Origin of the sequence: Halalkalicoccus tibetensis, from assembly GCF_037996645.1 — an archaeon.
GTDB lineage: Archaea > Halobacteriota > Halobacteria > Halobacteriales > Halalkalicoccaceae > Halalkalicoccus > Halalkalicoccus tibetensis.
In genome coordinates, this window is the sequence record NZ_JBBMXV010000002.1 from 435,736 (window position 1) to 458,567 (window position 22,832).

General features: G+C 67.9%; 23 protein-coding genes and 1 tRNA gene. 19 read left to right on the forward strand and 5 right to left on the reverse strand.

All coding sequences use genetic code 11. The features are described 5' to 3' along the window. The first annotated feature begins 394 nt into the window (after nucleotides 1–394). Both WOA58_RS07670 and WOA58_RS07675 read left to right on the forward strand, forming a co-directional pair. Nucleotides 395–925, forward strand: coding sequence for a 50S ribosomal protein L16 (locus WOA58_RS07670; RefSeq protein ID WP_340603597.1), 531 nt, complete (start codon nucleotides 395–397; stop codon nucleotides 923–925). Next, the gene (locus WOA58_RS07675) at nucleotides 926–1,774 is read left to right on the forward strand and encodes an ATP-grasp domain-containing protein (protein ID WP_340603598.1); all 849 of its coding nucleotides are present in this window, start codon (nucleotides 926–928) and stop codon (nucleotides 1,772–1,774) included. It begins immediately after the preceding gene. 244 nt (nucleotides 1,775–2,018) lie between these two features. On the opposite strand, the gene WOA58_RS07680 is transcribed toward WOA58_RS07675, so the two are convergent. Together WOA58_RS07680 and WOA58_RS07685 are read right to left on the reverse strand one after the other, a co-directional pair. Further along, on the reverse strand, nucleotides 2,019–2,396 hold the full coding sequence (locus WOA58_RS07680) for an Hsp20/alpha crystallin family protein (protein WP_340603599.1): 378 nt from the start codon (nucleotides 2,394–2,396) through the stop codon (nucleotides 2,019–2,021). 41 nt (nucleotides 2,397–2,437) lie between these two features. After that, a complete protein-coding gene (locus tag WOA58_RS07685) occupies nucleotides 2,438–3,490 on the reverse strand; it encodes a type II glyceraldehyde-3-phosphate dehydrogenase (protein ID WP_340603600.1) in 1,053 nt (350 codons plus the stop codon). Between the two features lie 222 nt (nucleotides 3,491–3,712). On the opposite strand from WOA58_RS07685, the gene gap reads away from it, so the two are divergent. The 9 genes from gap (at nucleotide 3,713) to WOA58_RS07730 (ending at nucleotide 11,231) form a co-directional block, all read left to right on the forward strand. Continuing rightward, nucleotides 3,713–4,762, forward strand: coding sequence for a type I glyceraldehyde-3-phosphate dehydrogenase (gene gap / locus WOA58_RS07690; protein ID WP_340603601.1), 1,050 nt, complete (start codon nucleotides 3,713–3,715; stop codon nucleotides 4,760–4,762). Nucleotides 4,763–4,817: 55 nt separating this feature from the next. After that, nucleotides 4,818–6,017, forward strand: a complete 1,200-nt coding sequence (locus tag WOA58_RS07695; protein ID WP_340603602.1) for a phosphoglycerate kinase — start codon at nucleotides 4,818–4,820, stop codon at nucleotides 6,015–6,017. Nucleotides 6,018–6,021: 4 nt separating this feature from the next. After that, nucleotides 6,022–6,954 (forward strand): sodium:calcium antiporter, encoded by a 933-nt coding sequence (locus WOA58_RS07700; protein ID WP_340603603.1) that lies wholly within the window; start codon nucleotides 6,022–6,024, stop codon nucleotides 6,952–6,954. Nucleotides 6,955–6,991: 37 nt separating this feature from the next. Further along, nucleotides 6,992–7,933: an aminopeptidase gene (locus tag WOA58_RS07705; protein ID WP_340603604.1), complete on the forward strand. Its 942-nt coding sequence runs from the start codon at nucleotides 6,992–6,994 to the stop codon at nucleotides 7,931–7,933. Nucleotides 7,934–7,993: 60 nt separating this feature from the next. Beyond that, complete coding sequence (locus WOA58_RS07710) at nucleotides 7,994–8,641, forward strand: HVO_0476 family zinc finger protein (RefSeq protein ID WP_340603605.1); 648 nt, start codon at nucleotides 7,994–7,996, stop codon at nucleotides 8,639–8,641. 2 nt (nucleotides 8,642–8,643) lie between these two features. Beyond that, complete coding sequence (locus WOA58_RS07715; protein ID WP_340603606.1) at nucleotides 8,644–9,267, forward strand: protein-L-isoaspartate(D-aspartate) O-methyltransferase; 624 nt, start codon at nucleotides 8,644–8,646, stop codon at nucleotides 9,265–9,267. Nucleotides 9,268–9,294: 27 nt separating this feature from the next. After that, nucleotides 9,295–10,206, forward strand: coding sequence for a methyltransferase (locus WOA58_RS07720; protein ID WP_340603607.1), 912 nt, complete (start codon nucleotides 9,295–9,297; stop codon nucleotides 10,204–10,206). 71 nt (nucleotides 10,207–10,277) lie between these two features. Further along, nucleotides 10,278–11,021 (forward strand): protein-L-isoaspartate O-methyltransferase family protein, encoded by a 744-nt coding sequence (locus WOA58_RS07725; protein ID WP_340603608.1) that lies wholly within the window; start codon nucleotides 10,278–10,280, stop codon nucleotides 11,019–11,021. A gap of 30 nt (nucleotides 11,022–11,051) precedes the next feature. Continuing rightward, nucleotides 11,052–11,231 carry a hypothetical protein gene (locus tag WOA58_RS07730; protein WP_340603609.1) on the forward strand — a complete coding sequence of 60 codons (180 nt, stop codon included), beginning with the start codon at nucleotides 11,052–11,054 and terminating at the stop codon, nucleotides 11,229–11,231. Between the two features lie 191 nt (nucleotides 11,232–11,422). On the opposite strand, the gene WOA58_RS07735 is transcribed toward WOA58_RS07730, so the two are convergent. Then, nucleotides 11,423–11,495: transfer RNA gene (locus WOA58_RS07735), tRNA-Asp, on the reverse strand. 187 nt (nucleotides 11,496–11,682) lie between these two features. Between WOA58_RS07735 and WOA58_RS07740 the strand changes: the two genes are divergently transcribed. The 6 genes from WOA58_RS07740 to WOA58_RS07765 are packed head-to-tail and all read left to right on the forward strand — an operon-like array spanning nucleotide 11,683 to nucleotide 19,883. Then, the gene (locus WOA58_RS07740) at nucleotides 11,683–11,907 is read left to right on the forward strand and encodes a DNA-directed RNA polymerase subunit H (RefSeq protein ID WP_340603610.1); all 225 of its coding nucleotides are present in this window, start codon (nucleotides 11,683–11,685) and stop codon (nucleotides 11,905–11,907) included. Beyond that, nucleotides 11,908–13,473 (forward strand): DNA-directed RNA polymerase subunit B'', encoded by a 1,566-nt coding sequence (locus tag WOA58_RS07745; protein WP_340603611.1) that lies wholly within the window; start codon nucleotides 11,908–11,910, stop codon nucleotides 13,471–13,473. A gap of 7 nt (nucleotides 13,474–13,480) precedes the next feature. After that, nucleotides 13,481–15,307: a DNA-directed RNA polymerase subunit B gene (gene rpoB, locus WOA58_RS07750; protein ID WP_340603612.1), complete on the forward strand. Its 1,827-nt coding sequence runs from the start codon at nucleotides 13,481–13,483 to the stop codon at nucleotides 15,305–15,307. Between the two features lie 13 nt (nucleotides 15,308–15,320). Continuing rightward, complete coding sequence (locus WOA58_RS07755; RefSeq protein ID WP_340603613.1) at nucleotides 15,321–18,284, forward strand: DNA-directed RNA polymerase subunit A'; 2,964 nt, start codon at nucleotides 15,321–15,323, stop codon at nucleotides 18,282–18,284. Further along, nucleotides 18,277–19,464 carry a DNA-directed RNA polymerase subunit A'' gene (gene rpoA2, locus WOA58_RS07760; RefSeq protein WP_340603614.1) on the forward strand — a complete coding sequence of 396 codons (1,188 nt, stop codon included), beginning with the start codon at nucleotides 18,277–18,279 and terminating at the stop codon, nucleotides 19,462–19,464. Before WOA58_RS07755 ends, rpoA2 begins: the two co-directional genes overlap by 8 nt. Next, complete coding sequence (locus WOA58_RS07765; protein WP_340603615.1) at nucleotides 19,464–19,883, forward strand: NusA-like transcription termination signal-binding factor; 420 nt, start codon at nucleotides 19,464–19,466, stop codon at nucleotides 19,881–19,883. Before rpoA2 ends, WOA58_RS07765 begins: the two co-directional genes overlap by 1 nt. A 33-nt stretch (nucleotides 19,884–19,916) precedes the next feature. Here the strand turns inward: WOA58_RS07765 and WOA58_RS07770 are convergent, their stop codons facing one another. Next, the gene (locus tag WOA58_RS07770) at nucleotides 19,917–20,798 is read right to left on the reverse strand and encodes an MBL fold metallo-hydrolase (protein ID WP_340603616.1); all 882 of its coding nucleotides are present in this window, start codon (nucleotides 20,796–20,798) and stop codon (nucleotides 19,917–19,919) included. 121 nt (nucleotides 20,799–20,919) lie between these two features. Between WOA58_RS07770 and WOA58_RS07775 the strand changes: the two genes are divergently transcribed. Together WOA58_RS07775 and WOA58_RS07780 are read left to right on the forward strand one after the other, a co-directional pair. Next, nucleotides 20,920–21,348 (forward strand): 30S ribosomal protein S12, encoded by a 429-nt coding sequence (locus WOA58_RS07775; protein ID WP_008416337.1) that lies wholly within the window; start codon nucleotides 20,920–20,922, stop codon nucleotides 21,346–21,348. Further along, entirely contained in the window at nucleotides 21,348–21,962 is a 615-nt protein-coding gene (locus WOA58_RS07780; protein ID WP_340603617.1) for a 30S ribosomal protein S7, read from the forward strand. The genes WOA58_RS07775 and WOA58_RS07780 overlap by 1 nt, the downstream gene beginning before the upstream one ends. 97 nt (nucleotides 21,963–22,059) lie before the next feature. On the opposite strand, the gene WOA58_RS07785 is transcribed toward WOA58_RS07780, so the two are convergent. Further along, on the reverse strand, nucleotides 22,060–22,821 hold the full coding sequence (locus tag WOA58_RS07785; RefSeq protein ID WP_340603618.1) for a DUF5781 family protein: 762 nt from the start codon (nucleotides 22,819–22,821) through the stop codon (nucleotides 22,060–22,062). Between the last annotated feature and the right edge of the window lie 11 nt (nucleotides 22,822–22,832).

The following is a 22,832-nucleotide window of genomic DNA, read 5'->3' on the forward strand; positions in this document are numbered from 1 at the left end:
ACCCGCCAGGACCCCGGAGGGCCACCGACCGGGTGATACTCACGCTGCCATTGGGTAGGGGTATCTGGATTCAGTAAGGGACCTGTAGTAAGTTTTGTGAGTTTTAGCTACAAATATTTATACGAACTGCCGAGGACGATTCATCCCGTTTCCCGCCCAGAGATCCCAGCGGGTCCGTTTTCGATATCAGCCGGGAATATCGCCCCGGGACGGGGCTCGAACCCCTCCACCGACTGATACCGGTTCGGTCGAGCGAGGGACGTCGATCCACCCGGGGCGAAGCCGGGGCGCGGGTTCGCGGGTATGGGAGGCCGTATCGTCGCTGCTCGCGGCTGGCGCCCCCGCTTCGAAGGGGTTATGTGTCGCGTCTGCCTGGGAACCGACAAGAGTATCTATGGTAGACAAACCCGCCTCGATGTACCGGGAGATCTCCAAACAGCCGTACACGCGCCGCGAGTACATCACTGGGATCCCTGGCTCGAAGATCGCACAGCACCGCATGGGCGACCGCGACAGGGACCCCGAGGACTGGCCGGTCCAGATCAGCCTCTACGTCGACGAGGAGCTCCAGATCCGAAACGGCGCGCTCGAGGCCTCCCGGCTCGCGATGAACCGCCACCTGATCAAGGAGCTCGGCGAGTTCAACTACGCCGCCATGCTCCGGAAGTTCCCCCACCACGTCCTGCGCGAGAACAAGCAGGCGACGGGTGCGGGCGCCGACCGTGTCTCCGACGGGATGCGCCAGGCGTTCGGGAAGATCGTCGGCACCGCCGCACGGATCGAGAAGAACGACCGCGTCTTCACCATCTGGTGCGAGGTCGAGGACGCCGACGTCGCGAAGGAGGCGATGCGCCGGGCGTACAACAAGATCTCGCCGCCCTGTACCATCACGGTCGAGCGCGGCGAGACGCTGCTCGTCTCGTAAGTGCTCACGCTCGCGGTCGCGACCCGCGCCGAGACCTACGACCGCCTCGACCGAGCGCTCCCCGACCACGGCATCGAGGTCACCCATCTCGAAACGACCGAACGAACGATCCCGCTTTCTCCCGACGGCGCCCCCTACGGCGAGTTCGACGTCGGCCTCGTCTACCCCCCGCGGCTCATGGAGGGCGGCGTCGCCGACGCCCTGCTCGGAGTCCCCTGGGTCAACGACCGCGAGTCGGTCCTGACCTCCCGCAACAAGGCCGAGGTGCTCGCACGCCTCGAACGGGCGGGGCTCCCGACCCCCGAGACCGCCCTCGTCTCGAACCCCGCGTCCCGGGAGGAGCTCGTCGAAACGTTCGAGCGGTTCGACCCCCCCGTCGTGATCAAGCCCAACTCGACCACCCGTGGGATCGGGATCACGCTGGCCCATGATCGCGACTCGTTTCTGGGGATCTGCGATTACCTCTCGCTCGTCCACGAGTTCCCCGCGACCGGCGACCGGTCCTTTCTCGTCCAGGAGTACCTCCCCGAGACCCGCGACTACCGCGCGATGGTCGTCGACGGCGAGTACGTCGGCGCCGTCGAGCGAGAGGGCGAGGGCTGGAAGCACAACGTCCACGCGGGCGCGCGGGCGACCGGCGTCGACCTCCCCGGGGAGCTGCGCGGGCTCGCAGAACGGACCGCGGCGGCCCTCGGAATCGACTTCCTCGGCGTCGATCTGCTGGTCTCGGGCGATCGGGCAGTCGTCTCCGAGACCAACGCCCGACCGACGGTCGACGAGGCGACCAAGTACGAGCCGGGCTTCGACGAACGGCTCGCCGGGCTGATCCGGTCGCGCGCGCAGGGCTGAGTTGTTTCCGTCTTGATCGCCGGTGTGACACCGACCTTCGAGGACTCATGCCGTCGGGCGTTTGCATCGCTGATGTATCTCGTCGCCGTATACCGGCCCGCACCGCGCCAAACCCCCGAGCGGGATCGTCGTTGAGGGACCGCGCGCACGCTGCGGAGCGGAAGGAACGGTCGCCGTCGTGAATCATACCCTATCCCGACGGCTCCGAGTCGGCTCATACCGGCGGGTCGCGTCGACCGTCCGCTCAGTCGACGTCGATCTCCGCCGAGCCGTCGGCGCGTTCGAGGCGGACCTCGAGGACGCCGTTGTTGTAGGTCGCGCGCGCGGAGTGCTCGTCGACCCGCCCGGGCAGCGAGACCCGCTCGTCGTAGGCCCGGCGGTCGTTCTCGGCGCTGATGGTCAGGGCCTTCCCGTCGCAGGTCAGTCCGATGTCGTCCTTCGCGACGCCCGGCATGTCGGCGATCACGCGGACCTCCTCGTCGGTCTCGTGGATGTCGACGTGCGTGTCGCTGCCGAAGCCCGCGTCGCTGACCTCGACGCCGTCGCCCATCACGTCGTTCATCATCCGCTCGATCTCGCGGAAGATATCGTCGAAGGGGTCGTTGCGGTCGTCGCGTCTCATACCCGGGGAAGGGCGCCGTACTGCAAAAGGTCTTGCGGGCGTTAGACCGGCGAGACGACCGCCGAACTCTCGCGCGACTCGGGCAGGCCGATCCCGAGCGCCTCGTCGGTGATGCGCATGCTCTCCTCCTTGTCGGCAAGCCCCGTCATCGCGCGGATCGCGTCGACGTTCTCGGGGATCACGTCGCTCTCCTGGTGGATCGCCTGGAACATGTACAGCTCCGAGTCCTTCACCGTGATCGACTCGCCCCAGACGCAGTTCTCCCAGAGGTCCCCCCGCGGTCGACCCCGATCCCGGGCGAACTCGCGGAGCTTCCCGGTGCCGTCGATCGAGAAGTCGTCGCCGACGACGAAGACCCGCGACTCGCCGCCGAGCAGCTCGCGGAGCTCCTCGGAGCTGGGGTCGCTCCCGAGCTCGATGTTGAGGCTGTGCATGTGCATCAGCGTCGCGGGCACCTTCAGCCCCATCGTGTCGATCGAGAGCTCGGGGAAGATCGTGTTGACGTCGGGGCCGTGATGGGATGGCACGGCGATCGGGTCCGGAAGGATGTCGTTGATCGGCCCCCGGCCTGTCTGGTCGGGGTCGCCGCCGCGTCGGACCAGCGTCGCGCGCACCTTCTCGACGCCGTAGTTCTCCTCCAGGGGTGCGACGAGCCGCGAGAGGCCCGTGGTGTTACAGGAGACGACGCGGACTGCGTCGGCGCCCTCCGCGTCCTCGAAGTTCGCCCGGGCGTTGAAGCTGGTCTCGACCAGGTCGTCGCTCTCCTTGCCCTGAACGATCGCGGGCACGCCGGCGGCCTCGTAGCGCGGCAGGTTCTCCGCGCCGATCCCCCCCGGGGCCGCGTCGACGACGACCTCGCTCTCGGCGATCAGGTCGTCGCTCGTGCCCGCGAGCTCGTAGCCCGCCTCCCGGAACGCGTTCACGCGGTCGTCGCGCGCGGAGTAGAGCGGGTATCCGCGACGCACCGCGCCGTCGGCACCGAAATCGGGACTGGCCTTCGCGACGCCACAGACGGTCATGTCGGGCTGGGCGGCGACCGCGTCGGCGACGCGCTTTCCGATGGTGCCGTAACCGTTGATTCCGACCTTGAGCATACACGTCCCACTGGGTCGCGCGGGGGAATAATATTTACGAGTTAATTGATAGGAAAGTAACTCGGGCCCGAGTAACTCGCTGGGCTCCGGGGTTGGGGAGTGACTAAGTGTCGCGGGTGCCTACGGGTCAACGACGCGGCGCCGTCGGACGTTCGCGGGCGATTAGGCGGTCCGTACCTGCCGACGCAAGATACTTGGTCCGCGCGGCCCAATCACTCGGATATGAGTAAGGACTTCGAGGAGGATCCGGTACGGGTGGGGCTCAACGGGTTCGGACGGATCGGCCGGAACGTCTTCCGGGCGGTCGTCGACACCCCCGAGGTGGAGCTCGTGGGGATCAACGACATCATGGACGTCGAGGACATGCACTACCTCGCGAAGTACGACACCGTCCAGGGGCGCCTCGACGGGCTCGAGCTCGAGGGCGACTCGCTGGTCTACGAGGGAGGCGAGGTCCCGACGTTCAGCGAGAAGGACCCCACGCAGCTCCCGTGGGACGAGCTCGACGTCGACGCCGCCTTCGAGGCGACGGGCATCTTCCGGACCCGCGAGGACGCCGCCCAGCACCTCGAGGCGGGCGCCGAGAAGGTCATCATCAGCGCGCCGCCGAAGGGCGAGGAACCGGTCACGACGATCGTCTACGGCGTCAACGAGGACGAGTACGACGGCGACGACGTCGTCTCGAACGCCTCCTGTACGACCAACAGCGTCGCGCCGGTCGCGAAGGTTCTCGACGAGGAGTTCGGCATCGAGTCCGGGCTCCTCACCACCGTCCACGCCTACACGGGCACGCAGAACCTCGTCGACGGCCCCTCGGGCAAGACCCGGCGCGGCCGGGCCGCCAGCGAGAACATCATCCCGACCTCGACGGGCGCGGCCCAGTCGACCACCGAGGTCCTGCCCGACCTCGAGGGCAAGCTCGACGGGATGGCGATGCGCGTGCCCGTCCCGAACGGCTCGATCACCGACTTCACCGTCGACCTCGAGGCCGACGTCGGAAGGGAGGAGGTCAACGAGGCGTTCCGCGACGCCGCCGACGGCGACCTGAAGGGGGTTCTCGGCTACACCGACGACGAGATCGTCTCGCGGGACATCCTCGGGCTGCCCTTTTCCTCCTACGTCGACCTCGACTCGACGCTGTCGGTCGAGGACGGGCAGGTCAAGGTGCTGGCCTGGTACGACAACGAGTACGGCTTCGCCAGCCGGATGCTCGACCTCGCGCAGTACGTGATCGCCGAGGACGAGGAGGCGCGCGCCGAGGCGGCGGCCTGATCCGGTCGCGGCGATAGGACCGGCCTTTATTATCGCGGTCGACTACCGTTCGACCATGTTTCAGACGCTCGACGACCTCTCCGACGAGGAGCGCCTGCTGGTTCGGATCGACGTCAACTCCCCGGTGGAGGACGGCGCGGTCCAGGACAACCGCCGTTTCGAACGGCACGCCGGGACCCTGCGCGAGCTCGCCGACGCCGGCTACTCCCTGGGGGTCCTCGCCCACCAGGGCCGCCCCGGTCGGGACACCTTCGTCGACCTCGAGCAGCACGCCGAGATCCTCTCGGAGCATCTCGATCGGGAGGTCGGGTACGTCGCCGACACCTACGGCGAGGCGGCGCTCGAGGCGATCCGGGACCTCGATGGCGGCGAGGTCCTGCTTCTGGAGAACGTCCGCATGATCGACGAGGAGCTGGCCGACCGCTCGCCCGAAGCCCACGCCGAAAGCGGGTTCGTCGAGGCGCTCGCCCCCGAGTTCGACGCCTACGTCAACGACGCCTATTCGACGGCGCACCGGGGCCACGCCTCGATCGTCGGCTTCCCGCAGGTGATGGACGCCTACGCGGGCCGCGTGATGGAGGCCGAGTACGAGGCCAACTCCGCCATTCAACAGCGGGAGTTCGACGGCCACGTCGCGATGGTGCTGGGGGGGACGAAGGCCGACGACCTCATCGGCGTCATGGAGCGTGTCGACGACACCGTCGACACCTTCCTCATGGGCGGGATCGTCGGCGAACTCTTCCTCCGCGCGGCGGGCCACGACGTGGGCTACGACGTCGAGGGCACGGAGTTCTTCGACGAACAGTGGGACGACCAGGAGGAAACGATCGGGGAGCTGCTCGATTCGTACGGCGACCGGATCCGTCTGCCCGTCGACCTCGCCTACGAGGACGGGGACGACGAACGCGCGGAGGTCGCCGTCGAGGGCGTCGAGAAGGAGACGTCCTTCCTCGACGTCGGGAGCGATACCGTCAGCGAGTACGAGGAAGTCGTCGCCGACAGCGAGGCGGTCTTCGTCAAGGGGGCGCTCGGCGTCTTCGAGGACGAGCGCTTCGCCGACGGCACGGTCGGGGTCCTCGAGGCCATCGCCGGGACGGACTGCTTCTCGGTGGTCGGCGGCGGGGACACCTCTCGGGCGGTCGAGATGTACGGGATGGACGAGGGCGACTTCTCGCACGTCTCGATCGCGGGCGGGGCGTACGTCCGGGCGCTGACCGGCGAGTCGCTGGTCGCGATCGAGGCCCTGGAGCGGTAGGCGGGTGGTCGCCGACCTCGCCGTGCCGATCGCGCTGCTTGCGGGATCGGTGGCCGGCCTCTGGCTGGGCGCGCATCTCTTCGTCGAGAGCGCGGTCCGCCTCGTCCGCCGACTGGGGCTCTCGGAGGTGGCGATCGGGCTGACCGTCGTCGCGGTCGGCACGTCGTTGCCGGAGATCGCCGTGACCGTCGAGGCCGCCCTCGCGGGAACCGGCGACGTCGCGGTCGGGAACGTGATCGGATCGAACGTGTTCAACCTCGCGTTGATCCTCGGGTTCGTCGCGTTGTTCGGCGCGATTTCGATCCCTCGATCGCTCGCCCGGCGCGACGGGGTCGTCCTGTTCGGCGCGAGCGCGCTCGCGGCGCTCGTCCTCGTGGACCTGCGTCTCGGACGGCTCGAAGCCGGGGTGTTGGTGCTCGCGCTCGCGGGCTACCTGCTCGTGCTCGCGCGGGCCGGGGAGGCGCCGCCGACCGACGGTGGAGGGGACGGGCCGTTTCGCGCTCGCGACCCGGTCCTCCTGATCGCCGGGCTGGGGCTCGTGCTCGTGGGCGGCACCGTGTTGGTGGATGCGGCGGTCACCCTCGCGCGGTCGGTCGGGGTCTCGGAGTGGGCGATCGGGGCGACGGTCGTCGCCGCGGGCACCTCGACGCCCGAGTTCGCCGTCTCCGTGCTCGCGCTCCGGCGCGGACGGGTGGGAGTCTCGCTCGGGAACCTACTGGGGAGCAACGTGTTCAACGTGCTGGGCGTCCTCGGGATCGCGGGGCTCGTCCGGCCGCTGGCGATCGACCCCGCCGCCCTCGCGGATCTGGGCTGGCTGCTCGTCGTCACCGGGTTCGTCACCGTCTCGCTGTGGAGCGGTCATCGCCTCTCCAGGGCCGAGGGCGGCGTCCTCGTCGGTTCCGAACTGACGCGGTGGGCGCTCGGGTTCCTCCGGTGATCGTCACGACTAACCCGCCGCCCGTCGACGGACCGACATGGACCTCGAACCCGCCGCCGAGACGGCGATTCGCCAGTGTATGGCGCTCGAAGAGGACGAATCGTGCGCGGTCGTCACCGACGATAAGCGAGCGCCCATCGGCGAGGCGCTGTACGCGGTGGCCCGCGGGATCACCCCCGATACCGTTTTGCTCAGATACCCGCCCGGGCCCCAGCACGGCGCCGAGCCGCCGGAGTCCGTGGCGGCGGCGATGGCGAACGCGGACGTGGTGCTCGCGCCGACCTCCAAGAGCCTGAGCCACACCCGCGCGCGCGGCAGGGCCACCGACGCGGGGGCGCGGGCCGCGACGCTGCCAGGGATCACCGAGGAGGTCTTCACGACGGGTCTGGACGCCGATTACGAGCGGATCCGCGAGGAGTGCGATCGGATGCTCGAACGGGTCGCGGATGCCGAGGAGGTCCGCGTGACCTCGCCGCAGGGCACGGACGTCATCTTCGAGCCGGGGAGTCGGGAGTGGCTCTCGGATACGGGGATCGTCCACGAGGCGGGCGGGTTCTCGAACCTCCCCGCAGGCGAGGTGTTCGTCAGCCCCGAGAGCGCCGAGGGGACCTACGTCGTCGACGGGACGATGCACCCCCACGGGCTGCTCGACGACCCCATCGAGATCGAAGTGGAGGACGGCTTCGTCATCTCGGTGAGCGATTCCGAGGTCGCCGCCGAACTGGAGGAGGCCGAAGTGGAGGTAGGGCAGGACGCCTACAACCTCGCCGAGCTGGGGATCGGGACGAACCTCGCGGTCACCGAGCTCGTGGGGAGCGTCCTGCTGGACGAGAAGGCCGCCGGGACGGTCCACATCGCGATCGGGGACGACGCGGGCATCGGCGGCGACACGGACGCGCCGATCCACTCGGACGGGATCCTGCGCGAGCCGACCGTGTACGTGGACGGCGTGGAAGTGGAGCTTCCACGCGTCGAGTGAGCGGCGGCCGTCGGGCCGGGCGCACACGACTTTTATAGCGCGGCCCGTTATTCACCGTCAATGAGCAATACAGCGAGTCAGGTGGCGCTTCCCTGTCCCTCGTGTTCGCCGAGCGAGGAGACGGTCCACGAGGTGCTGAAACCCGGCGGGCAGGCGACGGTGCGGTGTACGGCCTGCGGACACACCCACAAGACGAGCATCGACGAGGAGAGCGAGGTGGAGATCGACGTGATCGTCTCGCAGGACGGCGAGTCGTTCTCGGCGAGCGCCGCCGTTCCCGAGGGCGAGGAGCTCGCGGTCGGCGAGGAGTTCGTGCTCGACACCGAGGAGGCGATCATGCTCGTGCGGATCACGAGCGTCGAGCTCGGCGGGGAGCGCCGCGAGGAGAGCGCCCCGGTCGAGGAGATCGAGACGCTGTGGACCCGCGCGGTCGACAACGTCTCGGTCAACCTCACCGTCCACCCCAACGAGAAGCGCGAGGAGAGCCGCAGCGTCAAGCTGCAGGTGCCCGGCGACCACGAGTTCACCGTCGGCGAGCGCGAGGAGATGGGCGACGAGGAGTTCGTGATCACTGGCATCCACGTCAAGCGCGACGCGACGGGCTACCACAAGTCGAAGCTCGACTTCGAGGGCGACACCGTCCACGCGAAGGACGTCAAACGCCTCTTCGGCGAGGACGACTCGCCGACCGCCTGGTCGGTCTGGTAAGCATGTACGAAGCCGAACGCGAGGCACTCGCGGACCGGCTCGCCCGCCGCGAGGACCTCTCGGAGGGTACCGTGGAAGCGATGAAGGCGGTGCCGCGCCACGAGTTCGTCCCCGACGCCCGAAAGGACGACGCCTACGCGGACCGCCCGCTGCCGATCGGCGACGACCAGACCATCAGCGCACCCCACATGGTCGCGATCATGACCGAGCTGCTCGACGCGGAGGAGGGCGACCGGGTGCTGGAGGTCGGCACCGGCTGTGGCTATCACGCCGCGGTCACCGCCGAGGTAGTGGGTGCGGAGAACGTCTTCAGCGTCGAGTTCGGCGAGGGGCTCGCCGAGCGGGCCCGCGAGACCCTCGCACGGATCGGCTACGACGCGATCAGTATTAGACAGGGCGACGGCCGCGAGGGCTGGCCCGAGGGCGCGCCCTACGACGCCGCCTACTTCACGTGTGCGGTGCCCGAGATCCCCGACGCGGTCGTCGAACAGGTGCGCAAGGGCGGGGCGGTCCTCGCGCCGGTCGGCAACGGGACCCAACGGCTCGTCCGGGCGCGGGTCGGCGACGTGGGGATCGCCGAGCGCGAGACCCACGGCGGGGTCCGGTTCGTCACGGTCCGGGGCTGATTTGTCGGCAGGCCTCGAGGAGAGGGCATGGAGATGGACCACGAGGAGCAGCTCCTGCTGTGGGCCGCCCGCGAGACGGGCGTCCTCGAGGCGCTGTTGACCGAGGCCGGAACCCCGAAGGAGGTCGCTGACGCGACCGGGGTCACCGAGCGCGCCGCCCGGATCGTCGTGGGGGCGCTCGCCGACGGCGGCTACGTCGAGCGCGTCGACGGGAGCTACGAGCCGACCAACCGCGCGCTCGGCTTCCTCACCAAGACCGACGTCCGATCGATCGGCTCGGCGCCCCACGCTCTCGATACGCTCTCGCGGTGGGTCGCGCTCCCCGAGACGATGGAGACGGGCGAGGTGCCCGACGCCCCCGAGGACTGGACGCGGAACTTCATGGGCGCGATGGCGAGCGTCGACTCCCGGACGGTGCGAGCGAGCGTCACGGCCGCCGAGCACGCCCGGCCGCGCCCCGAGCGCGTGCTCGACGTCGGGGGCGGGCCCGGAACGTTCGGGAGGGAGTTCGCCCGCCGGGGTGCCGAGGTGACGCTGCTCGACCGGCCCGAGGTCGTCGAGGTCGTCGCGCCGCTTCTCGAGAACGAGCCGGTCGACCTCGTCTCGGGGGACATGCTCGAGGAGCTACCGTCGGGCTTCGACCTGGTCTTCTGCTCGCGGATCACCCACATGTTCGGCCCGGAGGAGAACCGCCGGCTGTTCGGGAACTGCTACGAGGCGCTTTCGCCGGGCGGCGCGGTCGTCTGTACGGACTTCGTGCGCGGGCGCTCGCCGCGCGCGGCGAGCTTCGCGGTGAACATGCTCGCCCAGACCGAGAACGGCGACACCTACGCCGAGGGCGAGTACCGCGACTGGCTGACGGAAGCGGGCTTCGAAGAGTCGGCGATCCGGGAGATCCCGGGGACCGAGATGCAGGCGATCGTCGGCCACAAGGGCTGATTCGACGGCGGGGACCGGTAGCCGATCGGGACAAGCGCGCGATTCATACCGCTCGATCACCGAGTGCGGGCATGGACCCCGCAGTACTGCGCGAGGACATGGTCGACAGCCTCGAACACGAGGCCAAGGCCGCCCTCGACGACGAGCGGGTCGCGCTGGCGATGCGCGACGTCCCCCGTGAGGCGTTCGTCCCCGAGGGACACGCCGCCTACGCCGACCGCGCGACCGAGGTCGACGGCACGACCGTCCTCGCGCCGAGCACCGCCGCCCGCCTGCTGGACGCGCTCGACGCCCGCGAGGGCGACTCAGTCCTCGTCGTCGGCAGCGGCGTCGGCTACACCGCCGCGGTCCTCGCCGAGATCGCCGGCCCCGAGAACGTCCACGCCGTCGACATCGATCGCAACATGGTCTATACCGCCCGATCGAACCTCGAACGGGCCGGCTTCGGCGGCGTCCTGGTCGACCGCCGCGACGGCTCGCGGGGGTTGCCCGAATACGCCCCGTTCGACCGGGTTCTCGTGGAAGCCGCGGCCGTCCGCCCGCCCCGGGCGCTGCTCGAGCAGCTCGCGGAGGACGGCCGGCTGGCGATGCCCGTCGGGGCCGGCGGGCAGACGCTGTCGGCGTTCGATCCGGACGGCGAGCCGATCGAGCGGGTCTGTCCCGTCGCCTTCCGGCCGCTGCTGATCGAGGGCCAGCAGCCCGGCCGGCTCGAACGCAACCGGACCGAGCGCGAGGACCGCGAGTTCGCCGAACGCGACGCCCGGCGGCGCGCGGGCTGGGAGCAGGAGTGGATCGACTGGGACGCGGGTCGGTAGCGATAAGCCGCCGCCGGCTGATTGGCCGGTATGGCTCGGTCACAGGGTGACCCGCGCGTGCTGTTCGCGATGAACCTCGTCCTCTCGGCGACGTTCTGTTATACGGTCGTCTGGGGGCTCGACTTCATCGGCGCCCTCGAGTTCTCGTGGCCCCTGATCGCGGGCACGACGGCACTGTTGATGGTGATCACCCACGTCGTGACGCGATAAGAGAACAAGAGAGACTGGCCGCTCGCGATTCAGGTGGAGAGAAGCGCCCGGAGCGGGATTCGAACCCCGGTCACTTCGTTCGCTGGCGCTCACTCGCTCCCTGATTCAAATCCCTCGTGGGCGTTCGTCGATCTCGTGTATGTACTCACGACACGCTGGCGCGGTTGCTCGCGGATTGAAATCAACAGAAGCGCCCGGAGCGGGATTTGAACCCGCGTCACGACCGTGACAGGGTCGTATGATGGGCCACTACACCATCCGGGCCAACGCATCTCCTCCTTTCCGGTTTGCAGACTTAAGGCTTTCCAAAGCCGGGCCGTGTGCGTCGAGGCCACATGTTTCGCACGCGCGTTCTACTTGACAACGCTTAAATGCTCGCCCCCGTTACGTATCTGTAGTATCTCGTGACAGCCGCTTCTCTCGCCAGCCAGCCGTCAGACACAGCATACACATGGATGTAAGCGACCATACACTGGTTCCCGAGCACAACCTCATCGAGGAGGAGGACCTCGATGAGGTGCTCGCGGAGTACGATATCGACCGCACAGACCTACCGAAGATCAAACGCACCGACCCCGCGCTGCCGGACGAGGCCGAGGTCGGTGACGTCATCGAGGTCGTTCGCGACTCTCGAACGACCGACCGGGCCATCGTCTACCGACTGGTGATCGAATAAATGGAAGAATCATACCGACGCACGGTCTCGGAGGAGTATTTCTCGAAGGAGCGCCTCGCGGAGCATCACTTCCGCTCGTTCAACGACTTCCTCAACCGGGGGATGCAGCAGGTCGTCGACGAGAAGGAGACGATCGACACGGACATCGGCGACAAGGAGGGCGAGGAGCCCGTCTACGTCGAACTCGGCGACGTCCGGGTCGTCACGCCCCGGGTCCGGGAGGCCGACGGCAGCGAGGAGCTGCTCTACCCACAGGAGGCACGCCTCCGCAACATCACCTACTCCGCGCCGGTGTTCATGGAGATGAGCATCGTCAAGGGCGGCGAGGAGGAGGAAGAGCGGGTCGTCGACTCGACCGAGACGAAGGTCGGCCGGATGCCGATCATGGTCGGCTCCGACAAGTGCAACATCGCGGGCTTCTCCGACGAGGAGCTGATCGACATCGGCGAGGACCCCGAGGACCCCGGCGGGTTCTTCCTCGTCAACGGCTCCGAGCGCGTGCTGATGACCAGCGAGGACCTCGCGCCAAACAAGATCCTCGCGGAGTACGACAGCAAGTACGGCGACGAGATCCAGGTCGCCAAAACGTTCAGCCAGCGCCGTGGCTACCGCGCGCTCGTGCTCTGTGAGCGGGGCCGGGACGGCCTGCTCGAGGTCTCGTTCCCCTCGGTCTCGGGATCGATCAACTTCGTCACGCTCGTTCGGGCGCTCGGCCTCGAGAGCGACGAGGAGATCGTCCACCGGGTCAGCGACGACCCCGAGATCGTGAAGTTCATGCTCGAGAACCTGGAGGAGGCCGACGTCCAGACGACCGAGGAGGCCATCGAGACCCTCGGGAAACGCGTCGCCTCGGGCCAGGGCAAGAACTACCAGCTCAAGCGGGCGAACTACGTCATCGACCGGTATCTGCTGCCCCACCTCCACGAGGACGGCGTCCCCGACGAGGACGTCCGGATCAACAAGGCGTTCTACCTCTGTCGGATGGCCGAGGCGTGTTTCGAACTGGCGCTCGAGCGCCGGGAGTCCGACGACAAGGACCACTACGCCAACAAGCGTCTCAAGGTCTCCGGTGACCTGATGACCGACCTGTTCCGGACGGCGCTGAACAAGCTCGCCCGGGACGTGAAGTACCAGCTCGAACGTGCGAACATGCGAAACCGGCAGCTCTCGGTCAGCACCGTGGTCCGCTCGGACGTCCTGACCGAACGGCTCGAACACCCGATCGCGACGGGCAACTGGGTCGGGGGCCGGTCCGGCGTCTCCCAGCTGGTCGACCGGACGGACTTCATGGGGGTTCTCTCCCATCTCCGGCGGCTTCGCTCGCCGCTCTCGCGCAGCCAGCCCCACTTCGAGGCGCGTGACCTCCACGCGACCCAATGGGGGCGGATCTGTCCCTCCGAGACCCCCGAGGGACCGAACTGTGGCCTGGTGAAGAACTTCGCGCAGGCGATGGAGCTGACCCAGGACATCGAGGACGAACAGGGACTCAAACGAGAACTGGCGTCGATGGGCGTCGAGGGCATTCCGAGCCTCGACTCGACCACGCGAACGCCCGCGGACGACTGACATCACCATGGCACAGGCACGAGACGCGAAAGTATACGTCAACGGCAGTCTGGTCGGCACCCACCCCGACCCCGAACAGCTCGCAGAACAGGTACGTGAGGCACGACGGCGCGGCGAGGTCAGCGAGATGGTCAACGTCTCGGTGAAGGAGCGTACCCAGGAGGTCGTGATCAACGCCGACGCCGGCCGGGCCCGGCGGCCGCTGCTGGTCGTCGAGGACGGCGAGCCCCTCATCACCGAGGAGGCGATCGAGTCCCTCGAGAACGGCGAGATCGAGTTCGATTCGCTCGTCGAACACGGCTACATCGAGTTCATCGACGCCGAGGAGGAAGAGGACATCTACGTCGCCGTCGACCGCGAGGAGGTCAACGACGAGCACACCCATCTCGAGATCGACCCGTCGCTGATCTTCGGGATCGGCGCGGGGATGATCCCGTATCCCGAGCACAACGCCTCGCCCCGGATCACGATGGGCGCCGGGATGATGAAACAGTCGCTGGGGCTGCCCAGCGCGAACTACCGTATTCGGCCGGACACCCGCCAGCACCTGCTGCATTACCCGCAGCTCTCGATGGTCAAGACCCAGACCACCGAGCAGATCGGGTTCGACGAGCGGCCCGCGGCCCAGAACTTCGTCGTCGCGGTGATGAGCTACGAGGGGTTCAACATCGAGGACGCGCTGGTGATGAACGGCGGGTCGGTCGACCGCGCGCTCGCCCGATCGCACTTCTTCCGGACCTACGAGGGCGAGGAACGCCGGTACCCGGGCGGCCAGGAGGACCGCTTCGAGATCCCCGGCGAGGACGTCCGGGGTGCCCGCGGCGAGGAGTCCTACACCCATCTGGACGACGACGGGCTGGTCAACCCCGAGACCGACGTCGACGAGAGCTCCGTGCTGCTTGGTAAGACCTCCCCCCCGCGCTTCCTCGAGGAGCCCGACGACATGGGCGGACTCAGCCCCCAGAAGCGCCGGGAGACGAGCGTCACGATGCGTTCCGGCGAGTCGGGCATCGTCGACACCGTCACCCTGATGGAGGGCGAGGACGGCTCGAAGCTCTCGAAGGTGAAGGTCCGCGACGAGCGGATCCCCGAGCTCGGCGACAAGTTCGCCTCCCGGCACGGTCAGAAGGGCGTCATCGGCCACATCGCACCCCAGGAGGACATGCCGTTCACCCAGGAGGGGGTCGTTCCGGACCTCGTGCTCAACCCTCACGCGCTGCCCTCGCGGATGACCGTCGGCCACGTCCTCGAGATGCTCGGCGGGAAGGTCGGATCCCTGGAGGGACGGCGCGTCGACGGCACGCCGTTCTCCGGCGAGGACGAGGAGGAACTGCGCGACGCGCTCGAGGAGCGCGGCTTCAAGTCCTCGGGCAAGGAGGTCATGTACTCCGGCGTGAGCGGCGAGAAGATCGAGGCCGAGATCTTCGTCGGCACGATCTTCTACCACAAGCTGTACCACATGGTCTCGAACAAGCTGCACGCCCGCTCGCGCGGGCCGGTGCAGGTGTTGACCCGCCAGCCCACCGAGGGCCGGGCCCGCGAGGGCGGGCTCCGGGTCGGCGAGATGGAACGGGACACGGTCATCGGCCACGGGGCGGCGATGGTGCTCAAGGAGCGCCTGCTCGATTCCTCGGACCGCGAGTACATCGACGTCTGTGGCAACTGCGGGATGACCGCCGTCGAGAACGTCCAGCAACAGCGCGTCTACTGTCCGAACTGCGGCGAGGAGACCGACATCCACGAGATCGAGATGAGCTACGCCTTCAACCTCCTGCTCGACGAGATGAAGGCGCTGGGCATCGCGCCGCGCCTCGAACTCTCGGACGCGGTCTAACTCTACCACTACCATGCCACCACAAACGACACCCAAGGAGATCGACAGCATCGATTTCGGGCTGATGGACCCCGAGGAGTACCGGGACATGAGCGCGACGAAGATCATCACCGCCGACACCTACGACGACGACGGCTTCCCCATCGACATGGGGCTGATGGACCCCCGGCTCGGCGTGATCGATCCCGGGCTCGAGTGTAAGACCTGCGGGAAACACTCGGGATCGTGCAACGGCCACTTCGGCAACATCGAGCTCGCGGCGCCGGTTATCCACGTCGGCTTCACGAAGCTCATCCGTCGCCTGCTGCGAGGTACCTGCCGGGAGTGCTCGCGCCTGCTGCTCACCGAGGAGGAGAAGGAGGAGTTCCGCGAGGATCTCACCCGCACCAAGGAGCTGTCGAACGATCCCAACGACGTGACGAAGGCGGCGATCCGCCAGGCCCGGAAGGCCGACACCTGCCCCCACTGTGGGGAGACGCAGTTCGACATCCAGCACGAGAAGCCCACGACCTACTACGAGGTCCAACAGGTGCTGACCAGCGAGTACTCCGAGCGCATCGCCCAAGCGATGCAGCCCGACGAGGACGACGAGGACGACGTCGGGATGGCCCCGCCGGAACTCGCCGAGAAGACCGACATCGACGTCTCCCGGGTCAACCAGATCCTCTCCGGGGAGTTCCGACCCCGGCGTGCGGACCGCGAGGCCCTCGAGAAGGCGCTCGACGTCGACCTCACCGAGGAGGACCTCAACAAGCTGATGCCGAGCGACATCCGCGACTGGTTCGAGGACATCCCGGACGAGGACATCGAGGTCCTCGGGATGAACCCCGAGAAGTCGCGCCCCGAGTGGATGATCCTCACCGTGCTGCCGGTGCCGCCGGTCACCTCCCGGCCCTCGATCACGCTGGACAACGGCCAGCGCTCCGAGGACGACCTGACCCACAAGCTGGTCGACATCATCCGGATCAACCAGCGGTTCATGGAGAACCGTGAAGCGGGTGCGCCCCAGCTGATCATCGAGGACCTCTGGGAACTGCTGCAGTACCACGTGACGACGTTCATGGACAACGAGATCAGCGGCACGCCGCCGGCCCGTCACCGCTCGGGTCGCCCCCTCAAAACGCTCAGCCAGCGCCTGAAGGGCAAGGACGGCCGGTTCCGCAACTCGCTGTCCGGAAAGCGCGTGAACTTCTCGGCCCGGACGGTCATCAGCCCGGACCCGACGCTCTCGCTGAACGAGGTCGGCGTCCCCGATCACGTCGCAAACGAGATGACCCAGACGATGGTCGTCACCGAGCGCAACATCGAGCAGGCCCGCCAGTACGTCGCCAACGGACCCAACGAGCACCCGGGCGCGAACTACGTCACCCGCCCGGACGGCCGCCGGCTGAAGGTCACCGAGAAGAACTGCGAGGCGCTCGCCGGTCTCGATGAGGAGGCCTCGGAGATCCAGAGCCTCGCGCCCGGCTGGGAGGTCAACCGCCACCTGGTCGACGGCGACATCGTGATCTTCAACCGCCAGCCGTCGCTGCACCGAATGAGCATCATGGCCCACGAGGTCGTGGTGATGCCGTACAAGACGTTCCGACTGAACACCGTCGTCTGTCCGCCGTACAACGCCGACTTCGACGGCGACGAGATGAACATGCACGCGCTCCAGAGCGAGGAGGCCCGCGCGGAGGCGCGCGTGCTGATGCGCGTCCAGGAGCAGATCCTCTCGCCGCGCTTCGGCGAGAACATCATCGGGGCGATCCAGGACCACATCTCGGGGCTGTACCTGCTGACCCACGAGAACCCGCAGTTCAACGAGACCCAGGCGCTCGACCTGCTACGTGGCACCGACGTCGACGAGCTGCCCGAACCCGACGGCGAGGGCGAGACCGGCCCGTACTGGACGGGACGGACGATCTTCTCCCAGCTGCTGCCCGACGGGCTGGATCTGGAGTTCACCTCCTCGGCGGGCGATAACGTCGTCATCGAGGACGGCACCCTGCTCGAGGGGACCGTCGACGAGGACGGCGTCGGCGCCTTCGGCGGCGAGGTCGTCGACCGGCTCGTCAAGCAGTACAGCGAGACGCGCGCACGCGTCTTCGTCAACGAGGTCGCGAGCCTCGCGATGCGCGCGATCATGCACTTCGGCTTCTCGTTGGGGATCGACGACGAGTCGATCCCGGAGGAGGCCGGCGAGCAGATCGACGAGGCGATCGAGAACGCCTACGACCGCGTTCAGGAGCTGATCGCGACCTACGAGAACGGCGACCTCGAGAGCCTGCCCGGTCGGACGGTCGATGAGACCCTCGAGATGAAGATCATGCAGACGCTCGGGAAGGCCCGCGACAGCGCGGGCGACATCGCGGAGGACCACTTCGCGGACGACAACCCCGCCGTCGTGATGGCCGAGTCGGGCGCGCGTGGGTCACTGCTGAACCTCACGCAGATGGCCGGCTGTGTCGGCCAGCAGGCAGTCAGGGGGGAGCGGATCAACCGCGGCTACGAGGGTCGGACCCTCTCGCACTACCAGGAGGGCGACCTCTCGGCGGAGGCCCACGGGTTCGTCGAGAACTCCTATCGGGCGGGGCTCACCCCGCGGGAGTTCTTCTTCCACGCGATGGGTGGCCGCGAGGGGCTGGTCGACACGGCGGTCCGGACCTCGAAGTCCGGCTACCTCCAGCGCCGGCTGATCAACGCGCTCTCGGAGCTCGAGACCCAGTACGACGGCACCGTCCGCGACACCAGCGACAACATCGTCCAGTTCGAGTTCGGCGAGGACGGCACCTCGCCCGTACGCGTCTCCTCGGACGAGGACGGCGACGTCGACGTCGAGGCGATCGCCGGCCGCGTCATGGACGAGGAGTTCGCCGACGAGGACGAGAAACGCGAGTTCCTCGGCCGGCGCGAGCCGCCGACGAACCTCTCGGAGCACGCCGACGCGCGTCGCATCGACACGCCGGTCGAGGGGGTGAGCTCGGATGACTGAGCACGACGTGAGCGACGACGTCGAGGCCGTCGTCGAGGACACCGACCTGCCCCGGCGGCTCAAGGAGCGCGTCTACGCGACGATCGAGGACCACGACGCGACCGTCGAGCAGGCCGACGAGATCGCCCGCGGGGTCGAGAGCCAGTACCTCGACACCCGGGTCGACCCGCTGGACCCGGTCGGGACCGTCTCGGCCCAGTCCATCGGCGAACCGGGCACCCAGATGACGATGAACACGTTCCACTACGCGGGCGTCGCGGAGATCGACGTCACCCAGGGGCTGCCCCGGCTGATCGAGCTGGTCGACGCCCGGAAGACCCCCGACACGCCGATGATGACGGTGTATCTCGACGGCGAGTACGCGACCGATCGCGAGAAGGCCCACGAGGTCGTCTGGAACATCGAGGCGACGCGCATCCTCGCGCTGGGGGACGTCTCGACGAACGTCGCGGACATGAACGTCCAGATCGACCTGAACGAGGACACCCTCGAGGAGCGGATGATCACCCCCGAGGAGGTCGCGGAGATCATCGAGGACTCGCTCGGCGTCTCGGTGATCCAGCAGGGGACCGCCATCCAGTTCGGTCCCGAGCAGCCGAGCTATCGGGACCTGCTGCAGCTGGTCGAGGAGCTGCGCGGGATCGTCTTCAAGGGGATCGAGGAGGTCTCCCGGGTGGTCGTCCGCAAGGAGGACACCGACGAGGGCGACGAGGACGAGTTCGTCCTCTACACCGAGGGTTCGGAGTTCGGCGACGCGCTGGCGATCGAGGGCGTCGACGCCTCGCGGACCACCTGTAACAACATCCACGAGATCTACCGCAACCTCGGCGTGGAGGCGGCCCGCGAGGTCATCATCAACGAGACGATGAACACGCTCCGCGAGCAGGGTCTCGACGACGTGAACATCCGCCATCTGATGCTGGTCGCGGACATCATGACCACCCGCGGGACGATCGAGTCGATCGGCCGTCACGGGATCTCGGGCAGCAAGGACAGCGTGCTCGCGCGCGCGGCCTACGAGGTGACGGTCAACCACCTGCTCGACGCGGCGATCCACGGCGAGGTCGACGACCTGAACGGCGTGATCGAGAACGTCATCGTCGGCAAACCGGTCAAGCTCGGTACCGGCGACGTCGACCTCCGGATGGGGTCGCTCGCCTCGCCGACCAGCTCGGACTGATGGCCCGAACCCTCTCGGACGACGCCCGGCAGTTCATCGCGCGCTTCGAGGAGGAGACCGGCGCGACCGCGACCGACTGCGTGATCGGCGAGGAGCGGCTCGTCTTCGTCGTGGGCGTCGGCGAGATGGGGCAGGCCATCGGTCCCGGCGGCGAGACCGTCTCCCGGCTCGAGGAGCGACTCGACAGGGAGATCGACCTCGTCGAGGACGCCGACACGCCGGAGGCGTTCGTCGCGAACGCGCTGGCGCCGGCGGCGGTGTATCACGTCACGATCAGCGAGAACGAGACGACCGTGGCCTACGCCGAGGTCGCCGAGGGCGATCGCGGCGTCGCGATCGGTTCAGGGGGACGGAACATCGAGACCGCCCGGACGCTGGCGAAGCGCCACTTCGACATCGACGACATCCAGTTGACCTGATCCGGCGGTTCACGGTGCAACCGGACGCACCTTCTACAGCCGACCCGACGGCACTTCGAACCGGGCGGTATCACCGCGGTCGACGTACTCGACCCGATCGTCGAGTCCCGCCTCCCGTATCGCCTCCTGGAGCTCCTCGAGCGAGGATCGGAGTACGCCGTAGTCGTCGTAATGGATGGGGATGGCCGTCGTCGGATCGAACAGCTCGATGGCCTCGGTGCCCTGCCGTTCGTCCATCGTCACCTGGAGACCGAGGACCTTCGCCCCGCCGAGGTGGAGCAGCGCGATGTCGATATCGGGGTACCGTTCGGCGATCTCGGCCAACGAATCGTACATGACGGTGTCGCCCGTAACGTACAGCCGAAGCGCTGTCGTCTCCCCGACGTGGAACTCGAGCATGCTTCCCATCACGGGCGGCATCGCCTTCGAGACCAGTCGCGAGCCGTGTCTGGCGGGCGTCGACGTGACGTCGAGCCGGACGTCGCCCTTGCGGACGGTCAGCGTCTCCCACGTCTCGAGCGGGTACGTCTCGCGGAACCCCTTCTCCGAGAGCTCGGCCGCCGCGTGCGGCGTGGTCACGATGGGGAGGTCCGTATCGAGCCCCTCCTCCGCGACCCGGCCGAAGTGGTCGCCGTGCATGTGCGAAAGCAACACGAAGTCGATCGGCGGGAGCTCGTCGATGTCGATCGCGGGGTCGGTCTGGCGTTCGGTTCGCAGCCCGTAGCCGACGTGGGCGTGATCGCCTTCGTGGAGGAAGCTCGGATCGGTCAGGATCGTAAACCCCGCGTACCGGACGATCACCGTGGCGTTCCCGACGAAGAAGATCGAACCGTCCTCGAGGTCGGCGTCGGCCCCGTTCCCGTCGCTGAGGAGGTCGAGTGCTCGGGTTCGGATCACGGCGGATAGTCGATCCATCGTCACTTACGCCCCTCGCCTTCCAGATACGGGTGTTGATAGCTCGCCGGATCCGCCCCGATGCGGGCGGGCACCGCGAAAGGCGAGCCTTAAGTGGCTTCATCGGGTAGAAACCGGTACTATGGGAAACGGCAAGTATGCGGCACGTAAACTCAAGCGTGACCGTCAGAACCACCGGTGGTCGGACTCGGAGTACGCCCGCCGGGAGCGCGGTCTGAAGAAGAAATCCGACCCCCTCGAGGGAGCACCCCAGGGCCGGGGCATCGTCCTCGAGAAGGTCGGAATCGAGGCGAAACAGCCCAACTCGGCGATCCGGAAGTGCGTCCGGGTTCAGCTGATCAAGAACGGCAAGCAGGTCACCGCGTTCTGTCCCGGTGACGGCGCGATCAGCTTCATCGACGAGCACGACGAGGTAACCATCGCCGGGATCGGCGGCGCGAAGGGCCGCGCGATGGGCGACCTCTCGGGCGTGAACTACAAGGTGGACAAAGTGAACGGCGTGAGCCTGATCGAACTCGTCCGCGGAAACGCGGAGAAACCGGTGCGATAATGTCCGAAAGCGAAGCCCCCGAGCCGGAGCAGCCGGCCGGCTCCGAGGAAGTCGACACCGACGCGCTGCTGTTCGGCCGCTGGGAGACCGGCGAGATCGAGTACGCCGACCCGAGCACCAAGCGCTACATCACGGTGACGCCCATCGCCCACACGATGGGGCGCCACGCCGGCAAGCAGTTCCAGAAGAGCGAGATCAGCATCGTCGAGCGGCTGATCAACCGCCTGATGCAGACCGAGGAGAACACCGGCAAGAAACAGCAGGCGCTCGGCATCGTCCGTGACGCCTTCGAGACCATCCACGAGCGCACCGAGGAGAACCCCGTGCAGGTGCTCGTGACCGCCGTCGAGAACGCCGGCCCCCGGGAGGAGACCGTCCGCCTGAAGTACGGCGGGATCTCCGTTCCCAAAGCGGTGGACGTCGGCCCCCAACGCCGCGTCGACCAGTCGCTGAAGTTCCTCGCCGAGGGCGCGTACAACGCCTCGTTCAAGACTTCGACCGACGCGAGCGATGCGCTCGCCCAGCAGTTGATCGGCGCCGCGGACTACGACGTCCAGACGTACGCCATCAACCAGAAAGAGGAGAAGGAGCGCGTCGCGGCCGCCGCTCGCTAAGTCTCTCTCCGTTTTTCTCGTCGCCCGAATCGAGCCTTCCGAACGAGGAGGCGTCCGAGCCGAGCGTTCGACGCCTCGAACGTTGACGTGGCCGCCGTCAGTCCGCCGCCGTCGACCCGTTCGTCCCGGTCGCGTAGCTCCGGGTGACCGAGACCAGCGCCTTGCGGTACTCGCTCTCGCCTGGCTCGTCCGCGAGGTCGCGAAAGCGCCGTTTGAACGCGCCGAAGTCGATCCCCGGGGCGTCCCGGGCGGCCGCGTACGCCAGGTCGTAGAGTCGGTGGTCCTCCTCGACGAGGTCGTGGCGCTCGACGAGCGCGAGCGCGAACCCGGCGTTGACGGCCGTGATCTCCGGGTCCGCGCTCGGCGAGATCCGCTCGGAGCCCGGCCGCGTGGCGGGCTCGGGGCGGTCGGCGAGCGCCGTCGCCAGCCCCGATTCGAGGAAGGAGACCAGCTTGTCGGCCGGCCCCAGCGTCAGGGTGATGTCGTCGGCGTAGATGTCCTTCATGTGGTTCGCGATCTGATAGCAGTGCGCGAGCTTGCGGCGCTCGACCGTCCGCCCCGAGAGCGCGAGAAAGAGCGCCTCCTCGGTCGACTGGGTGTGGGAGGGGTGGCCCCCCTCGTTTCGGTGCATGTGGGCGAACTCGTGGAGGGCGAGCTCGCGAGCCATCGCGCTCGTGGCGGCCTGTCGGGAGATGTTGAGCACGTGGTACTCGCCGGGATGGGCGGTCCAGGTCCGCTCATCGGGGTCCTCGCGGATCCGAACGCGCACGGGAAGCGAGAGGTCGTACTCGGTCTCGAAGAGGTCGCGGGCGCTCAGAAACGGGGACGGAGGGGCGGAACCTGTCACTCGAAGGTCCATGTCTACCCGTA

What these genes read in the sequence shown, in the direction of transcription:
- WOA58_RS07685 (WP_340603600.1), bottom strand. Translation starts at nt 3,490, where the DNA reads ATGCTCAAGGTCGGAATCAACGGTTACGGCACCATCGGAAAGCGCGTC.
- WOA58_RS07775 (WP_008416337.1), top strand. Translation starts at nt 20,920, where the DNA reads ATGGGAAACGGCAAGTATGCGGCACGTAAACTCAAGCGTGACCGTCAG.
- WOA58_RS07770 (WP_340603616.1), bottom strand. Translation starts at nt 20,798, where the DNA reads ATGGATCGACTATCCGCCGTGATCCGAACCCGAGCACTCGACCTCCTC.
- WOA58_RS07680 (WP_340603599.1), bottom strand. Translation starts at nt 2,396, where the DNA reads ATGAGACGCGACGACCGCAACGACCCCTTCGACGATATCTTCCGCGAG.
- WOA58_RS07785 (WP_340603618.1), bottom strand. Translation starts at nt 22,821, where the DNA reads ATGGACCTTCGAGTGACAGGTTCCGCCCCTCCGTCCCCGTTTCTGAGC.
- WOA58_RS07780 (WP_340603617.1), top strand. Translation starts at nt 21,348, where the DNA reads ATGTCCGAAAGCGAAGCCCCCGAGCCGGAGCAGCCGGCCGGCTCCGAG.
- rpoA2 (WP_340603614.1), top strand. Translation starts at nt 18,277, where the DNA reads ATGACTGAGCACGACGTGAGCGACGACGTCGAGGCCGTCGTCGAGGAC.
- rpoB (WP_340603612.1), top strand. Translation starts at nt 13,481, where the DNA reads ATGGCACAGGCACGAGACGCGAAAGTATACGTCAACGGCAGTCTGGTC.
- WOA58_RS07730 (WP_340603609.1), top strand. Translation starts at nt 11,052, where the DNA reads ATGGCTCGGTCACAGGGTGACCCGCGCGTGCTGTTCGCGATGAACCTC.
- WOA58_RS07740 (WP_340603610.1), top strand. Translation starts at nt 11,683, where the DNA reads ATGGATGTAAGCGACCATACACTGGTTCCCGAGCACAACCTCATCGAG.
- WOA58_RS07725 (WP_340603608.1), top strand. Translation starts at nt 10,278, where the DNA reads ATGGACCCCGCAGTACTGCGCGAGGACATGGTCGACAGCCTCGAACAC.
- WOA58_RS07745 (WP_340603611.1), top strand. Translation starts at nt 11,908, where the DNA reads ATGGAAGAATCATACCGACGCACGGTCTCGGAGGAGTATTTCTCGAAG.
- WOA58_RS07705 (WP_340603604.1), top strand. Translation starts at nt 6,992, where the DNA reads ATGGACCTCGAACCCGCCGCCGAGACGGCGATTCGCCAGTGTATGGCG.
- WOA58_RS07755 (WP_340603613.1), top strand. Translation starts at nt 15,321, where the DNA reads ATGCCACCACAAACGACACCCAAGGAGATCGACAGCATCGATTTCGGG.
- WOA58_RS07715 (WP_340603606.1), top strand. Translation starts at nt 8,644, where the DNA reads ATGTACGAAGCCGAACGCGAGGCACTCGCGGACCGGCTCGCCCGCCGC.
- WOA58_RS07670 (WP_340603597.1), top strand. Translation starts at nt 395, where the DNA reads ATGGTAGACAAACCCGCCTCGATGTACCGGGAGATCTCCAAACAGCCG.
- WOA58_RS07720 (WP_340603607.1), top strand. Translation starts at nt 9,295, where the DNA reads ATGGAGATGGACCACGAGGAGCAGCTCCTGCTGTGGGCCGCCCGCGAG.
- WOA58_RS07695 (WP_340603602.1), top strand. Translation starts at nt 4,818, where the DNA reads ATGTTTCAGACGCTCGACGACCTCTCCGACGAGGAGCGCCTGCTGGTT.
- gap (WP_340603601.1), top strand. Translation starts at nt 3,713, where the DNA reads ATGAGTAAGGACTTCGAGGAGGATCCGGTACGGGTGGGGCTCAACGGG.
- WOA58_RS07710 (WP_340603605.1), top strand. Translation starts at nt 7,994, where the DNA reads ATGAGCAATACAGCGAGTCAGGTGGCGCTTCCCTGTCCCTCGTGTTCG.
- WOA58_RS07765 (WP_340603615.1), top strand. Translation starts at nt 19,464, where the DNA reads ATGGCCCGAACCCTCTCGGACGACGCCCGGCAGTTCATCGCGCGCTTC.